1 protein-coding gene and 1 pseudogene are annotated in these 503 nt (G+C 66.4%); both read left to right on the top strand.

Annotated features, from left to right (window positions below):
* Nucleotides 1–210 (top strand): DUF3085 domain-containing protein (locus tag EOA27_RS39655; protein ID WP_127259116.1); only part of this gene is annotated, 210 nt, incomplete at its 5' end.
* A gap of 88 nt (nucleotides 211–298) precedes the next feature.
* A pseudogene (locus EOA27_RS39650) lies at nucleotides 299–503 on the top strand (hypothetical protein); the annotation flags it as partial.

Genomic DNA, 503 nt, shown 5'->3' with positions numbered 1-503 from the left:
CGCGCGCTCGTCGTCTATTCGGAGCAATGCCACCCGGTCGGCAATCCCGACTGGTGGCACTACAAGCGCCGCCACTTCGGCGGCGACGACGGCATCGAGTTCATCGAGGCCGATCGGCTGATCCCGCTCTTCGACCGGAATTTTGGTGCAACGCATCTCAACGTTAAGCTCACCGAGACCGAGATCGCGCTCTCGCTGATCACCCTCTGACCTTTCCCAAAAAAACCGCGCCGCTCTTCGCCCGGCCGACCCTGTTCGGCCGGCGTTCGCGCGCGCCATCACTTCAGGAGAAATTCCAATGTCCAATGACGACCCTTTCACCATCGATCTGTTCGGGAACACGTCGCTCTCGTCCGGTCTCGGCCTCGGCGTGACGGCCTTTGCGGTCGGCTTCGACGCCGATCCGGACCACGACGACGATCCGCCGCCGTCCACGCCCGCGCCGGCCATGCCGGTCGCGACCACCGCACGCCCGCCGGCGGGGGCGTGGACGGCGGCGGCTC

This window comes from Mesorhizobium sp. M2A.F.Ca.ET.037.01.1.1, assembly GCF_003998075.1.
GTDB lineage: Bacteria > Pseudomonadota > Alphaproteobacteria > Rhizobiales > Rhizobiaceae > Mesorhizobium.
The sequence above is the reverse complement of the archived record's forward strand: the minus strand, read 5'-3'. Positions and strand labels throughout refer to the sequence as shown.